Here is a 13,140-nt window from a genome sequence, read left to right as displayed (position 1 = left end):
CACGGTGGGATCGTGCACTCGGTTCACGTCAGCGAGCTGACGCGCGCGGCGGCGGTGGCCATGTGCCTGGCCATCGCGGCTGCGGCAGCTTCGGGGTCGCCGTGGACCATCGCGGTGTAGATGCTCTCGTGTTCCTCCAGCGCGATCCGGGCTTCCTGCTCGCCCTGGACCTGCCGGTCCTCGTAGACCCGTAGTAGCGAGCGGGTCACGGTCAGCTGGTCCAGGAGCATGGAGTTCTCCGCCCCCTCGCTCAGGAGTCGGTGGAACTCCTGGTCGGACTGGGCGAAACCGTCGAGGTCCGGCAGGGACTCACGCATCTCCTCGAGGGTGCGCCCCAGTGCTTCGAGGCCGGTGGAGTCCAGGCGGTGGGCCGCGAGCCGCGCCACGTAGATCTCCAGGCCGCTGCGCAACTCCACCAGTTCGGTGGTGCTGTGCTCGCCGATGAGCAGCCCCCAGCGCAGGGTCTGGGGGAGCAGTTCGCTTGTGGTCCCGCGTAGGTAGGTGCCCGAGCCGGGACGCACCGTCACGATGCCGAGGATCTCCAGGGCCGCGAGGGCTTCGCGTACCGCGGAGCGGCCCACGCCCAGGCTCTCGGCGAGCTTGCGTTCCGGCGGCAGGCGGGTGCCGGGGGTCAGCGCCCCGGAGGTGAAGAGGTCGAGCATCCGGGTGGCCACATCGGAGACGGCAGTGCCACTGCGGACGGGCCCGAATGCCTCGGAGATGCCGGCGCCGGCCTGTTCTGCCATGGGGAAAGCATAGGCCGGTCTTGAAATTGGTCAACCGGTTGGCCAGTATGGGGAGGTGATCGGTCTCGGTACCTACGCCTTCTTCTGGGAGATGTCCTCTCGCGCCCCGGAGCCGCTCGACCTGGCCGGCGCCTTCTGCGCCACCCGCGAGCACGGACTCGGGCTGTTCCAGATCTGCGACTATGACCCGCTGACCGAGCTGCCGGGGGGCGAACTGGCTGAGGCCGCAGCGACCGCGCGCGATCTGGGGCTGGCCGTCGAGCTCGGCACGAAGGGCATCGAGGCCGGCCGGCTACGCGAGTTCCTCCGCCTGGCCGGCGTCTTCGACGCCACGCTCGTGCGCAGCATGCTCTACGCCCCCGGCTCGCGCCCGTCCTTGACCGAAGCCGAAGCGATGCTGCGCGAGGTGCTACCGGCCTACGCGGACGCAGGGGTCACGCTCGCGCTGGAGACCTACGAGCAGGTGGCCACCACAGAGCTCGCCGGCCTCATCGAGTCGATCGCCTCGCCGCACCTCGGCATCTGTCTCGACCCCGGAAATGTGGTCGCCCGCCTCGAGTCGCCCCGGGACGCCGTCGAGCGGGCCGCCCCGCTCACGGTCAACGTCCACGTCAAGGACTTCGCCTTCACGCGCACCGCGGGCTGGGTGGGCTTCAACTACGCCGGCGCCCCGATGGGCTCCGGCCTGCACGACTACCCCCACCTCCTGCACACCGTGCGCCCCGCCGAACGGGGCATCAACGAGGTGGTCGAGCATTGGCTGCCGTGGCAGGGGGATCCGGCGACCACCATCGCAACCGAACGCGAATGGACCCGCACCACTGTCGAGTATCTCCGCGAGATCCACCGAAGGAGCACAAGATGACTGAGCAGAACCACACCATCGCCGTGATCGGAGCTGGCGGGAAGATGGGGACGAGGATCTCCGACAACCTCGCCCGCACCGATCACCGAGTCCACTACGTCGAGAACTCCCCCGCGGGTCAACAGCGGATCTCCGCCGCCGGGCGTCCCCTCACCGAGGCCCCGGAGGCCGTGGCCGACGCCGACATCGTCGTCCTCGCCGTCCCGGACCTGGCACTTGCCGCAGTCAGCGCCGAACTGGTCCCCCAGATGCGCTCCGGTGCCATCGTGCTGACTCTCGATCCGGCCGCGGCCTACGCGGGCTTGCTCGCCACGCGCCCCGACGTCGTCCAGGCCGTCGCGCACCCGTGCCACCCCTCGGTCTTCTTGGAACGCACCACAGCGGAGGAGTACGCCGACACCTTCGGGGGCATCGCGGCCGCGCAGGACGTCGTGGCCGCGGTCGAGTCCGAGGACCCGGCTGTGCGCGAGACCGTCGAGGCCACCGTGCGGGCGATGTACGCCCCCGTGATCGACGTGCACTGGGTGAGCGTGAAGCAGCTCGCGCAGCTTGAGCCCACCCTGGTGGAGACCATCGCCTGCATGATCGGCGCACTCCTGAAGGAGAGCCTGCACGAGGCCGTGCACACCATGGGCGTACCGGAACCGGCGGCGCGCGCCATGCTGCTCGGTCACGTCCAGGTCGCGCTGGCGAACACCCTGCGTGGGGACAACCCCTTCAGCGATGCCTGTCTGATCGCCATGGACTATGGCCGCCAGTCGATCATCAAGGAGGACTGGAAGAAGGTCTTCCGTGACGACGAACTCGACAAGAACCTCGCCACCATGCTTCACCTGGAGCAGGTGGAACGATGACGGCCCTGCCGGCCGGAGTTCACGAACTCTCCTTCACCGGCCCGCCGCAACCGGCAGATCCCGCCCCTTTGACGGTGACCTTCACCCAGGACGGCACGGGACGCGAGATCCTCGGTTTCTGGGACGGCGGGCGGAACTACCTGGCACGCTTCAGCCCGAGCAGTGCTGGTACCTGGCGGTGGCGCACCCGCAGCGAGGAACCGGCCCTCGATGGGCTCTCGGGGGAGATTGAAGCAGCAGAGCCGGCCGGCCCCGGCCCGGTGCAGGTAGTGGACACGTACCACTTCGCCCATGCTGACGGTACGCCTTTCCGCCCGGTGGGGACCACGGTCTACAACTGGATCCACCAGGAGCCGGAGCTGCGCTCCCGGACCCTGGAGGCGGTCTCCGACGCCGGTTTCAACAAGCTGCGTTTCATGGTCTTTCCCCAGGGTGGTGGATACGTCGAGCACGTGCCGGAACTGATGCCCTTCGAGCGGGACTCCGCCGGCCGGTGGGACACCAGCCGGCCGGTGTCCGCGTACTTCCGGCAGCTCGACGATGCCGTGATGTCGCTCGCCGGCCGCGGCGTGGTGGCCGACGTGCTGCTGCTGTCCGCCTACTCCGCCGACTTTGGCCTGGACGCACTCACCGAGGAGGAGGACGCCACCTACCTGCGCTACGTCGTCGCCCGTCTCGGGGCGTACCCGAACGTGTGGTGGTCGCTGTGCAACGAGTTCGACATCCTCGGCCGGCCCGTGCAGCGCTGGGACCGACTCGGGGAGTTGCTGGCCCGCATCGACGGCCACCAGCGGTTGCGTTCGATCCACAACTGGGTCGAGTTCTTCGACCACAATCGCCCCTGGGTCACCCACGCCTCGATCCAGGATGGAGCATCCGTGGCCGAACCGGGCCGCGCCAGCGCCTACCGGGACGCCTATCTCAAGCCGATCGTTCTGGACGAGATCAAGTACGAGGGTGATGTGCCGCTGCGTTGGGGGCACCTCAGCGCACGCGAACTCGTCCACCGCTTCTGGGTGGCCACGGTCTCGGGGTGCTACGCCAGCCACGGCGAGAGCTTCGTCAAGGCCAACGGTTCCCTGCACATGGTCGACGGCGGGCCATTCCGGGGAATGAGCCCGGCCCGGCTCGACTTCCTGCGCCGGATCCTCGACGCTCTCCACATCGCTGGCCTGGACCCGATCGACAAATGGGACGACCCCGAGTACGTGGCCGGACAGGCCCGTCGGCAGTATGTGCGCTACTTCGGCCGTTCTGCCCCCGCCACCTGGACCTTCCGGCTGCCGCAGGGCCACCACGGGGAACGGCTCGAGGTGGGCGACCAGTTCCAGGTCGACATCATCGACACCTGGAACATGACGGTGCTCCCGGTCGAGCGGACCTTCACGCTCACTGAGGTCCACCGCAACGATGCCTTCGCGGACGGTCCGCCGCTGCTGCTGCCGGAGGGCGAGGCGATCGCCCTGCGGATCACGCGCCGTCAATGAGTGCGAAGAGCTCCGCCGGGCCCATCTGACCGCCTTTGAGGGTGAACTCGACGCCGTCGAGTTCTGCGCGATGGGCACGGGCGGCGCAGGTGACCACATTGGCCACCACCGTGTCCACGATCTCCACTGAGGTGATCGCCAGGGCCCGCAGCACCCGCCCAGAGGTGTCACCGCCGCAGATGATCACGCGCCGGGTCATTCCGGCGGTGGTGGCGTGCTCGACGGCCATCGCGGCCGCGCGCGCGATCGCGGCCAGGGCCGCCTCGGGCCCGCCGGGAAGAGTCTGCTCACCCACCGTGAGCACCACGGAACGGCCCTGGCCGAGCAGCGCGTTCATCTCAGCGAGCCGGTCCGGCGCCCCACGCAGCGGCAGCGGCAGCACGGTCCAGCCGCTCGCCCGGGCGTGCTCGATCTGCGCGGCCGTGCGCGCCGATCGGCTCCCGGAGACCGCCAGCACCGCTCCGCCGGCACGTTCCGGGCCGGGCGCCTCGTGTCGCGTGGGCGGCGCGATCATGGTGCGCGCCAAGGCTGCGCTCAGTCCGCCGGATCCCATGGTGAACAGGGGACGGCGGGCTTCTGCGAGGTGCCAGAAGGCTTCGCCGAGCAGCCTCAGATCGTCTTCCCTGAGGGCGTCGAGCACCACGGCCGCCGCCGTCGTCCGGTCGACCTCACTTCGCACCGCCACAGGATCGGTGTAGTGGGTCAGCGGGAGCGAGGCGAGTGGGAGCTCGGTCTGGCGCGCCAGATGCCGGGCGATGTCCGATTCGTCCATGGGCGTGACCGGATGGGCGGACATCGTCGGTTGCCGGTCCAGCCGGTGCACCACACCGTCCTCGGCGGCGAAGTGATGGCCGAAGACGGTGTAGCGGCCGAAGTCCGGCTGGGCGAAGAGCATCGGCACGGCACCCTCGCCCAGGAGGGACCGGCCGATCTCCAGCACGCGGCCGAGACTGCCGATCCGTGGTGAGGAATCGATCGTCGAGCACGCCTTGTACTGCAGCACGGCGGGCTGGACCGCGGCCAGCGCCCGCAGCGCCGGGGCAACCTCCGATTCGAGGTCGGCCGTGGCCAGCGACCGCGCGATCCCCGCGATGCCGACTACGCCGACCTGACCGGCGGTCGCGCGGAGTTCGGCCGGTTCGGGAAGCCCGAGAAAGAGCCGGCCGGCGTGTCCGGCGCGCGAGAACTGCAGGAGCACGTCGATGCTGCCGGTCAGATCGTCGCCGTAGTAGGCGACCAACTGCTCAGCCACGAGCCGGCCCGAAGGTCTCCACGGCTGCGCGAAGGGCAGCGGAGCGCTCGATGGCCGTCTCCATCGGGACCCCGTCCGCCGCCGCCTCCCAGGCGTCCCGCATGGCCCGCACCCCGGCACCGGCGCCGGCGGGATGTCCGTGGATCCCACCACCGGCCAAGACCAGCAGGTCGGTGGTGCCGGTGGCCTCGGCCGTGGCGTGGGCCAGGCCGGCCCATTGGCCCGATGACAGCACGGGCAGCGTGGGCTGGTAGTCGAGGAAGGGCTCACGGACCGCGCTGATCGAGTCGAGGACCTCGGCGTCGCTCTCGTAGAACTTGTTGGCGATGCCGTTGGTGTGCAGCTGGTCCGCGCCGGCCAGGCGGGCCAGTTTCTGCCACACCCGGTAGGAGAAGCCGAGCTGCTCGGAGCGGATCAACGCCCCGATCATGGTGCGGTGGCCGTGGATCGGGACGGCGGCGAGTTCTCGTAGATGCGCGAGGCCGGCGAATCCCAGGAGGTTCACGCAGGCCATCACGCAGGTCCCTCCGGCTTCGACCACGAGGTCATGGTTGCGTTCCAGGAGACTGATGTCGTCGGTGATGTTGAAGGCGTACATCGGCTTGACGCCGGTTCGGTCCGCGTGACGTTCGAGCACCGGCATGACGGCGCGCACCCGTTCGGCCAGCGGCGCTGAGGGTCCGTTGCCCTGGAGCTCGTCGTCCTTGATGAAGTCGATCCCGGCCGTCACGAGCTCATCGACCACCTCGGCGAGCTCGGCAGGGCTGAGGCCGATGCTCGGTTTGACGATGGTGCCGATCATGGCTCCGGTGGGCCGGGAGAGGAGCTCGCGGGTGCCCGGTACGCCGAAGGCCGGCCCGGGGTAGCGGTCGGCGAAGGCTGCGGGGAGGTCCAGGTCGGTGAGCTTGACCGCGGCCAGTGGCCGCATCTCGAAGAGGTTGCCGGCGACGGCGGCCAGCAGATTGGGCAGTGACGGACCGAAGTTGTCCAGCGGAAAGCGCAGCCGGATCCGGGCCCGGCGCCGAACCTGGGTGCCTTCCGCGCCAGGTAGGGGTGCGCCGCCGAGCCCAGGCAGCGGCTCGATCGTCTCGACCTGCGCCGCGAAGCGGGCGCGCAGGTCGTCGGACTCGCGCTGGACGCGGATGAAGGTGCCCGTCGACTGCTCACCGGCGAGCGCCTCCGCCGCCTGCTGGAGAGGTTGTGAGGTCTCGATCTCGTAGGTGGCGACCACCGAGCGCTCCGGGGCCACGGCCCTCACCACGCCACCGGCATCCACACCGACATCTCCCCGGGCCCTCGGTTGCCCCAGGCGAAGTAGGGCACCAGCCGAAGCGCCACCGGCTCCAGCGCCTCATCGGTGATGTCGTTGTACAGGCCGGGGCCCGGGGGCGGGAGCAGCACGCCTTCACCCCGGAGCTCGGTCACCCGGTGGCCGTCGATCTGACCCTCATGCGCCGCGAAGTACGCGTCGCGGCGCACACCGATCTGTTCCAGCATGACGCCGTCGGGAAGGTCGTGGCTCTCCACGGCGTAGACCAGCGGGCCGCGCACGAAGGCCACTTGGTTCGTGATCTCCTCGGCGAGCCGGTTCCCGCGGAGCATCCGCACCGGCATGGGGAGGTCGAGCACCACCTGGTCACCCGGAGACCAGACACGCTCGAGGCGCAGGTAGCTGCCGGATTCCACCGCGACCGCCTCACCCGCGACCGTTGCGGTCGCACCGGTAGCCCAGCCCGGTATGCGCAGGTGGAGAGCCATGGGTGTCTCGCCGGCCTCGGTCACCGTGAGCTGGATGCGCCCGTCCCAGGGGTAGTCGCTGACCTCCTCGATACCAAGACGGCGCCCCTCCCCGAGGTTCACGGCGGACGCCGAGCCACCGTAGAGGTGGATCCACAGTCCGTCAGGGCCGGCCGAGGCGGCCCGTTCGTGGAAGCGGGCCAGCGTACGAGCGACGTTGGGCGGGCAACAGAAGCAGGCCATGTACCGCTGCCGCAGCCGGGCGTCCGAGGGCGGAGGGTCGGGGATGGGGCGCAGCGCGGTGTCGCCGGGCATCCGCAGCGGGAAGGGGAGATCCCGCACCTGCCGGAGTGGGTTCGTGTAGCAGAACTCGGAGCCGTCGAGACTCACCCCGGAGAGCAGGCTGTTGTACGCCACGCGTTCGATCACGTCGGCGTAGCGGGCCTGACCGGTCAGGGCGAGCATGCGCTCGCTCCACAGGATCATGCCGATATTGGCGCAGGTCTCGTTGTGTGCGGTGGTGTTGGGGAGCTGGTAGGCGCGGCCGTAGGACTGGTGAACCCGGGAGATCTCGCCCTGCCAGGGGTAGCCGTCCGGGGAGGCGCCGTCGTAGAGGGCACCGCAGCCGCCGGTGACGTACATCTTGCGGTCGACGACATCACTCCAGATCGTCTCCAGCACCTGCTGCAGTTCGGCGTCGCCGGTCTCGGCGATCAAGTCGGCCAGGCCCGCGTAGAGATAGTTGGCCCGTACCGCGTGGCCTGCGGCAACGCACTGCTCGCGCACCGGCAGGCGGTCCTGGTTGTCGTCGCCGCCGCGGAACTCGTCGCGCACCTGCACGAAGGCTTCGGCCAGCTCGCGGTACTGCTCGTCACCGGTGGCGCGGTACAAGTCGACCACTGCCATGTAGTGCGAGGGGCAGATCGCACTACGGGCGAGCTCGAGGGGTTTGTCCGTGGCCAGGTGCACGAGGAACTGTGCGGCGCGCCGGGCGATGTCGAGAAAGCTGGTCTCGCCGGTGACCTGGTGGTGGCGCACGGCCGCGGAGATCAGGTGCCCGTGGTTGTAGGTCTCGAAGTGGAACCGGTCCGCCAGCTCGGCCGCCTCGGGGTCTCGTCGCCGCGCGATGAGGGTGGCCGTGTGGATGTAACCGTCTTCGCGCTGGGCGGAGGCGATCAGTGCGATGCACGAGTCGATGGCCTCGCGAAGCCAGGCTTCGGGGGCGACCTCGAGCTGGCTGATCGCTGCCTCGAGCCACTTGTAGAGGTCGCCGTCGAGGAAGGGAGGGCCTTCGTGCTCTCCGTCCCGCTCCCCGACCGCGATCAGGAAGTTGCGCCACGCTGGGCTGACGCCCTCATTGCGGAAGTCCTCCCACATGTTCGGCACCGTGGTGCGGTAGGTCCGGTCGGCGACGTCGTGCCAGAAGCCTGAGGACCAGCGCGACTCCTTGGCGGTCAGTGGCCTGAGCGTGGGGCTCCGGTCGGACGAAGCGGTGGCGGTCATGGCAGTCCTTTCTGCGTGGTGCCCCATCGTTGCGGCATGACGAGCCTATCCGGGTGTGAATGAATGTGTAAGCTCTGCATAAACTTGCTGGTCCGAGGCAGAACGAAGGTCACCAGTTCGGGCGCAGGCGTGCTCACCACATCGATATGGTGAAGTGTTCCGAGGAGGAGGTCCGTGTGGCGAACGTCAGTATGCGCGATGTCGCGGCGCTCGCCGAGGTGTCCCACGGCACCGTTTCGCACTTCCTGAACCATCCCGACCGCGTCTCGGCCAAGACCGCACAGAGGATTCAGCGAGCCATCGAGACACTCGGCTTCGTGCCCAACCAAGCCGGCCGTCAGCTGCGGATGGGCAAGAGTGCGACGATCGCCTACATCGCGCCCGATGTGTCCAACCCCTTCTTCGCCACGATCGCCGAAGGCGCCGAGGAGCGGGCGGCGGAGCATGGACTGTCGGTGTTCGTCGCGAACTCCCGCCGTCAGCGTGCCCGGGAGGACGCCTACCTCGACCTCTTCGAGCAGCACCGGGTGCGCGGCATGCTCGTTGCCTCGCACGAGCCCATCGAGGACCGGCTCGCCCTGGTGCGCAAGCGAGGGACACCGTCTGTGCTGATGGGGCAGGTCGCCGTCTCCGAGGACCAGCCCTCGGTCTCGATCGACGACGTCCTCGGCGGGCGCCTCGCCGCCGAGCACCTTCTTCAGCTCGGTAGACGTCGGATCGCTTTCGTCGGCGGTCCACTGGGGGTGCGTCAGGTCGCCGACCGCCTCCAGGGCGCCAGCGATGCCATCAGGGAGTCCGGCTCCGCGACCTTGGAAGTGGTCAATGTCGTCGAGCGGACGGTCGCCGGGGGGCGTGCCGTCGCCCGCGAACTGCTCGCTCGTGCTGCCGCTGTGCGCCCCGATGGCGTGTTCGCGGTCAACGACCTCCTCGGGCTCGGGATGATGCAGGTGCTGTCCTCCGAGGGGGTGCGGGTTCCGGATGACCTTGCCCTGATCGGCTATGACGACATCGAGTTCGCCGAGTCCTCGATCGTGCCGCTGAGCTCGATCCGGCCCCCGCACGAGGCCTTCGGATACGCGGCGATCGAGCTGCTGGTCACGGAACTCTCCGGCCGCACGGAGGACCCCCACCAGGTGTTTCCACCCGCCCTGGTGCCCCGGACGAGTACCACCGGTGAGCCGATCCACACAGATGTGTGACAAGGGCTCCGTCGAAAGGAATGGCATGAAGGTCGCAATCACCGGAAGCTCGGGCACACTCGGCAGAACTGTCGTGGATCACCTGCGCGCACAGGGAGAGGAGGTGATCGGGCTCGACCGCACCGGTCCATCCGGGCCGGGCTTCACCACCGTCGACCTCGGGGACTACGGCCAGACCTTGGACGCCCTGCACGGCATCACGGCGCGGCACACCGGTGTCGATGCCCTCGTCCACCTCGCGGCCATCCCGGTCAACGGCCTGGTGCCCGACGCGACGACCTTCCACCGCAATATGGTCGCGACCTTCAACGTGTTCTTCGCCGCACTACGCGTGGGTATCCGCAGGATCGTCTACGCCTCGAGCATCACGGCGATGGGCTTCCCCTTCACCGAGCCGCCGCCCTACCTGCCGCTCGACGAGAACCACACGGCCTCCTTCAACACCTACGGCCTGGTCAAGGTTCTCGAAGAGACCATGGCGCGCGAGCTCGTCTCCTGGGATCCGACGCTCTCGGTGACGGCTCTGCGGTTCACGAATGTCGTGGCTCCTGGCGAGTACGCGACCTTCGCGCGCGCCGCCGAGCCTGGCTACCGGCGTGATCTGCTCGGCACGTACATCGACGCGCGTGACGGCGCACAGGCGGTCACGCTCGCTCTCGCCGAAACTCGGCCGGGCTTCGAGGTCTACGCAATCGCCGCTCCCGAGTCCGGCAACGACCGGCCGAGCGCTGAGCTGGCCGAAAGCTGGTTCCCCGGTGTACCGCTGCGCCGTGAGCTGGGGGAGTACGAGGCGCTCATCGACACCACGAAAGCCCGCGAGCAGCTCGGCTTCCGGGCCGAGTTCTCCTGGCGCGAGGAGTACCGAGGATGAGAGACCCTCAGCGATGAGCGGCCGCGTCACGCACCGTGGTGCGGATCCGGTACAGGCTCGTGCTGGCGGTGATGAAGAGTTCGGTGCCGTCCGCGCCGCCGAAGCAGAGATTGGCGACCGGCTCCGGCACGTTCACCTTGTGCAGCAGCACACCCTCCGGGGAGTAGATCTGCACGGAGTCGCCGCTGGAGGTCCAGACCCGGCCTGCGGTATCGACGCGGAAGCCGTCGGCGGCGCCCGGGGTGACGGCCGCGAACTCCCGTCCCGGCCCGCTCACCCGGCCACCGGCCACCGGGTAGACGCGAATACCCCGCGGGGCGCCCTCGATCTGCAAGTGGCCGGTGTCCGAGACGTAGAGCAAGGACTCGTCCGGGGAGAAGGCCAGGCCGTTGGGATGGACCATGTCGGTGATGACCGGCTCGACCTCACCGCTGCTCTCGTCGAAGCGGAAGACGTAGGAGCCGCCGTACTCGGGCTCGGCGGGGTATCCCTCCCGGCCGCTGGGATCGATGCCGTAGGGCGGATCGGTGAACCAGATCGCGCCATCGGAGCCCACCACGATGTCGTTCGGGGAGTTGAAGCGGCCCCCGCGCCACCGCTCGCACAGGCTCTCGACAGTGCCGCCGGTGTCCCGTTCGATGCGCCGCCGGCCATGGGAGCACTGCACCACCGCTCCCGCGTGGTCCAGGGTTCGGCCGTTGGTGTACCCCGCCGGCTCGGCGTACACGCTGACGTCGCCGGTGCCCGCGCTCCACTCGAGGATCCGATCGTTGGGGATGTCGCTCCAGCGCACCGCGCTGCGCTCGCGGACCCAGACAGGACCCTCGCTCCAGATGGCACCGGTCCACAGCTTTTCCAGCTCCGCCCTTGGAGCGATCGCGTCAGTCACGCTCCCATTGTGCCCGCAGGCCGGGCGCTGGTGGCGAGATACGGGGACGGAGATGACTGAGGATGCCCCGGCGCGGCTCTCGACCTCGCAGCTGCGCCAACTGACCAGGGTGGCCCGGCTCTACCATGAGCGCGGCGTACGGCAGGCGGAGATCGCCGCGAGCCTCGGGGTCTCCCAGGCGAAGGTCTCGCGGATGTTGCGCCGCGCCGCGCAGATGGGGGTCGTACGCACCACGGTGATGATCGCGCCCGGGCTGCACACTGACGTGGAGGAGCATCTCGAACAGGCCTACGGTCTGTCCGAGGCAGTGGTGGTCGACGTGGAGCCCGGTGCGGGTGCGAAGGAGACGATCGAAGCGATCGGTGCCGGTGCGGCTGCCTACCTGGAGACCGCACTGAACGGTGCGGAGCATCGGATCGGGATCTCCTCGTGGAGCCGGACCTTGCTGGCCACGGTCGAGCGGATGCGCCCGGTCGGCATGCGCCCTTCCAGTGAGGTGATCCAACTGCTCGGCGGCGTCGGTGCTCCTCGGGCTCAGAGCCAGGCGCACCGCCTGCTCGAGGACTTCGCCCGTGTGCTCGGCGCGGAACCGGTACACCTCCATGCGCCCGGAATGGTGCAGGACGCCCAGGTACGTCGGCGCCTCATGGGCGATCCTGCGCTGTCCGAGGTAGCCGAGCGTTGGCGGCGACTCACGGTGGCAGTAGTGGGGATCGGGACCATTGAGCCCTCGGCGCTCCTGGCCGAGAGTGGCAACGCCTTCGCCTCCGAGGATCGCGAGGCCCTCCTGGCTGAGGGGGCGGCGGGCGACATCTGCCACCGGGTCTTCCGTGCCGACGGCTCGCCGATCAGCGGCAGCGTGGACCAGCGGACGATCTCCATTCCGAGCACAGAGTTCCGGGCCATCCCGCAGCGCATCGGCATCGCCGGCGGAGAGGACAAGGTCGCCCCGGTGCACGGCGCCCTGGCCGGCGGCTGGGTGAACACGCTCATCACCGACCTGCACACCGCCGAGCGGCTGATTGACGAGGCCAGTACCTAGCGGTTGAGGAAACCCGCGAGGCGCTGCACACCGGAGCCCAGGCTGGTCAAAACCGGCGTGCCTGTGTCGGCCTGGTCAGCTGCGCTGGCCATCGATGCCTGTGCCAGGACGATCACGTCGCTGTCTGGTGCGGCGTCCTGGATGGCTTGAGCAACGAGCCGGTCGTGCTCCGCCCGGTCACCGGTGGAGACGGCCTTGAAAGCGCCGCCGATGATCACGCGGCGGATCTCGGGACTGCGGCCGATGCGGTCGGCCCGCTCGGCGATGAGGCGGCTCGTGGGGGCGCAGGTGGTCTCGAGGGTGGCAAGGACAGTGACCCGCTTGCCACGCTCGACCGCTTCGTCAGCCATGGCCTCGTCGATGCGCAGTACGGGGATCCCTGCCGCAGCGCTCGCCGCCGCGGCCATCTCCGAGATGGAGGAGCAGGTCAGCATCATCACCTCGGCGCCAGCTGTGCGGGCGGCCTTCGCCATGAGGGTCACCCGCTCAGGGACGGAGGCCGCCCGCTCCGAGTGGCCGAGGTCGGCGACCATGCGGTCGTCGAGGTAGTTCACCGCATCCACGCCCGGAAGGGCGCTCTGAAGTTTCTCCGTGATCGGGGCGATCACGACTGCCCCGGTGTGCAACAGCGCCACTCGTGGGGTTGTGGACATCGGTCATCCTCTCCGCTTCATTCGGCTGGGTGTCAGACATGG

The 13,140-nt window shown here is 69.2% G+C and carries 12 protein-coding genes; 6 read left to right on the top strand and 6 right to left on the bottom strand.

What is annotated here, in order from left to right; genetic code table 11:
- Positions 1-23: 23 nt before the first annotated feature.
- Entirely contained in the window at positions 24-746 is a 723-nt protein-coding gene (locus EDD31_RS03830; RefSeq protein ID WP_123302983.1) for a FadR/GntR family transcriptional regulator, read from the bottom strand.
- A gap of 55 nt (positions 747-801) precedes the next feature.
- Between EDD31_RS03830 and EDD31_RS03825 the strand changes: the two genes are divergently transcribed.
- Genes EDD31_RS03825 through EDD31_RS03815 form a run of 3 tightly spaced genes read left to right on the top strand, consistent with a single transcriptional unit; the run spans position 802 to position 3,952 of the window.
- Positions 802-1,611: a sugar phosphate isomerase/epimerase family protein gene (locus EDD31_RS03825; RefSeq protein WP_123302982.1), complete on the top strand. Its 810-nt coding sequence runs from the start codon at positions 802-804 to the stop codon at positions 1,609-1,611.
- Positions 1,608-2,465 carry a phosphogluconate dehydrogenase C-terminal domain-containing protein gene (locus EDD31_RS03820; RefSeq protein ID WP_123302981.1) on the top strand — a complete coding sequence of 286 codons (858 nt, stop codon included), beginning with the start codon at positions 1,608-1,610 and terminating at the stop codon, positions 2,463-2,465. The genes EDD31_RS03825 and EDD31_RS03820 overlap by 4 nt, the downstream gene beginning before the upstream one ends.
- Entirely contained in the window at positions 2,462-3,952 is a 1,491-nt protein-coding gene (locus tag EDD31_RS03815) for an apiosidase-like domain-containing protein (RefSeq protein WP_123302980.1), read from the top strand. Before EDD31_RS03820 ends, EDD31_RS03815 begins: the two co-directional genes overlap by 4 nt.
- On the opposite strand, the gene EDD31_RS03810 is transcribed toward EDD31_RS03815, so the two are convergent.
- From EDD31_RS03810 to EDD31_RS03800, 3 genes are read right to left on the bottom strand one after another with little or no spacing between them, the layout of a single operon-like run.
- The gene (locus tag EDD31_RS03810; RefSeq protein ID WP_123302979.1) at positions 3,936-5,204 is read right to left on the bottom strand and encodes a four-carbon acid sugar kinase family protein; all 1,269 of its coding nucleotides are present in this window, start codon (positions 5,202-5,204) and stop codon (positions 3,936-3,938) included. The genes EDD31_RS03815 and EDD31_RS03810 overlap by 17 nt on opposite strands.
- The gene (locus EDD31_RS03805; RefSeq protein WP_123305102.1) at positions 5,197-6,453 is read right to left on the bottom strand and encodes a RuBisCO large subunit C-terminal-like domain-containing protein; all 1,257 of its coding nucleotides are present in this window, start codon (positions 6,451-6,453) and stop codon (positions 5,197-5,199) included. The genes EDD31_RS03810 and EDD31_RS03805 overlap by 8 nt, the downstream gene beginning before the upstream one ends.
- Before the next feature lie 5 nt (positions 6,454-6,458).
- Positions 6,459-8,444, bottom strand: coding sequence for a glycoside hydrolase family 127 protein (locus EDD31_RS03800; protein ID WP_123302978.1), 1,986 nt, complete (start codon positions 8,442-8,444; stop codon positions 6,459-6,461).
- A 176-nt stretch (positions 8,445-8,620) separates the two neighbouring features.
- Here EDD31_RS03800 and EDD31_RS03795 point away from each other — a divergent pair, with 176 nt between their 5' ends.
- Together EDD31_RS03795 and EDD31_RS03790 are read left to right on the top strand one after the other, a co-directional pair.
- Positions 8,621-9,643, top strand: coding sequence for a LacI family DNA-binding transcriptional regulator (locus EDD31_RS03795; RefSeq protein ID WP_245990877.1), 1,023 nt, complete (start codon positions 8,621-8,623; stop codon positions 9,641-9,643).
- Positions 9,644-9,668: 25 nt separating this feature from the next.
- Positions 9,669-10,514 (top strand): NAD-dependent epimerase/dehydratase family protein, encoded by an 846-nt coding sequence (locus EDD31_RS03790; RefSeq protein WP_123302976.1) that lies wholly within the window; start codon positions 9,669-9,671, stop codon positions 10,512-10,514.
- 7 nt (positions 10,515-10,521) lie between these two features.
- Here EDD31_RS03790 and EDD31_RS03785 read toward each other — a convergent pair whose 3' ends face one another.
- Complete coding sequence (locus EDD31_RS03785) at positions 10,522-11,403, bottom strand: SMP-30/gluconolactonase/LRE family protein (protein ID WP_245990874.1); 882 nt, start codon at positions 11,401-11,403, stop codon at positions 10,522-10,524.
- Between the two features lie 52 nt (positions 11,404-11,455).
- Between EDD31_RS03785 and EDD31_RS03780 the strand changes: the two genes are divergently transcribed.
- The gene (locus EDD31_RS03780) at positions 11,456-12,445 is read left to right on the top strand and encodes a sugar-binding transcriptional regulator (protein WP_123302975.1); all 990 of its coding nucleotides are present in this window, start codon (positions 11,456-11,458) and stop codon (positions 12,443-12,445) included.
- On the opposite strand, the gene EDD31_RS03775 is transcribed toward EDD31_RS03780, so the two are convergent.
- Entirely contained in the window at positions 12,442-13,098 is a 657-nt protein-coding gene (locus EDD31_RS03775; RefSeq protein WP_123302974.1) for an aspartate/glutamate racemase family protein, read from the bottom strand. The genes EDD31_RS03780 and EDD31_RS03775 overlap by 4 nt on opposite strands.
- Positions 13,099-13,140: the final 42 nt, after the last annotated feature.

It is taken from the genome of Bogoriella caseilytica, from assembly GCF_003752405.1.
Taxonomy (GTDB): domain Bacteria; phylum Actinomycetota; class Actinomycetes; order Actinomycetales; family Actinomycetaceae; genus Allobogoriella; species Allobogoriella caseilytica.
Note: the sequence above shows the minus strand (reverse complement) of the source record. Positions and strands in the feature narration are given on the sequence as shown.

Bases quoted from the DNA above. Each gene is read 5' to 3' on its own strand.
- EDD31_RS03790 (WP_123302976.1), top strand. From the start codon at position 9,669: ATGAAGGTCGCAATCACCGGAAGCTCGGGCACACTCGGCAGAACTGTC.
- EDD31_RS03780 (WP_123302975.1), top strand. From the start codon at position 11,456: ATGACTGAGGATGCCCCGGCGCGGCTCTCGACCTCGCAGCTGCGCCAA.
- EDD31_RS03800 (WP_123302978.1), bottom strand. From the start codon at position 8,444: ATGACCGCCACCGCTTCGTCCGACCGGAGCCCCACGCTCAGGCCACTG.
- EDD31_RS03775 (WP_123302974.1), bottom strand. From the start codon at position 13,098: ATGTCCACAACCCCACGAGTGGCGCTGTTGCACACCGGGGCAGTCGTG.
- EDD31_RS03830 (WP_123302983.1), bottom strand. From the start codon at position 746: ATGGCAGAACAGGCCGGCGCCGGCATCTCCGAGGCATTCGGGCCCGTC.
- EDD31_RS03820 (WP_123302981.1), top strand. From the start codon at position 1,608: ATGACTGAGCAGAACCACACCATCGCCGTGATCGGAGCTGGCGGGAAG.
- EDD31_RS03815 (WP_123302980.1), top strand. From the start codon at position 2,462: ATGACGGCCCTGCCGGCCGGAGTTCACGAACTCTCCTTCACCGGCCCG.